1 protein-coding gene is annotated in these 658 nt (G+C 30.9%); it reads left to right on the forward strand.

Annotated elements, in window-relative coordinates:
• The coding region (locus ABR397_RS23060) for an immunity 42 family protein (protein WP_350307741.1) at positions 1-468 on the forward strand (468 nt) is incomplete at its 5' end.
• Between the last annotated feature and the right edge of the window lie 190 nt (positions 469-658).

Here is a 658-nt window from a genome sequence, read left to right on the forward strand (position 1 = left end):
TTTTACTTTTCTCTTCAATTTGACATTGTTGAGTCATGGAACTCTCCAGATAGCTTTTGGAAAAATGGAGTATTTTCTTTCTATTTAGAAGGAAATAAATTATTTGACCTTATTGATGTTTTCGAATTAAGAACAACAATTGGCTTTTACTCAAATATGAAAATAGATGAGTTGGCATGTAATGATATTCCCTTTGATCCTATTACCTTATACAGAAATGCAGAAAGTTATTTTACAGGAGAAGGAGAAGATCTTATTGATAGCTTGTTTGATATGACTTGTACTGCAATGGGGGATAATGGCTATTATATTTACTTTATGAAAACAAGCCAAAATGATCGCCTAATTTGGAGTGTTGATGATGGGAATACAATAAAAGAGACTTTATTACCTGCCGGTACAGTTCATTCTGTAATTCAGAAAATGTCACAATGTCCGTTAACTAAAATATCTACTAGTGACCAGTAACATAGGTAAAGTTCTAATCCCAGTCAGCTACGGCTGGGATTATTTTAACTTCCTATCAACATTTAATTATCAATTAAACAACATTCAATATTTTTTATTCATCAGACTAATACAGAGTTAGGATTAAAGATACCAACCTTATCAACTGAATAAAGGTACTGTTGGTAATATGAATGAATTTCTAAAACAA

It is taken from the genome of Photorhabdus viridis, assembly GCF_040256935.1.
GTDB lineage: Bacteria > Pseudomonadota > Gammaproteobacteria > Enterobacterales > Enterobacteriaceae > Photorhabdus > Photorhabdus viridis.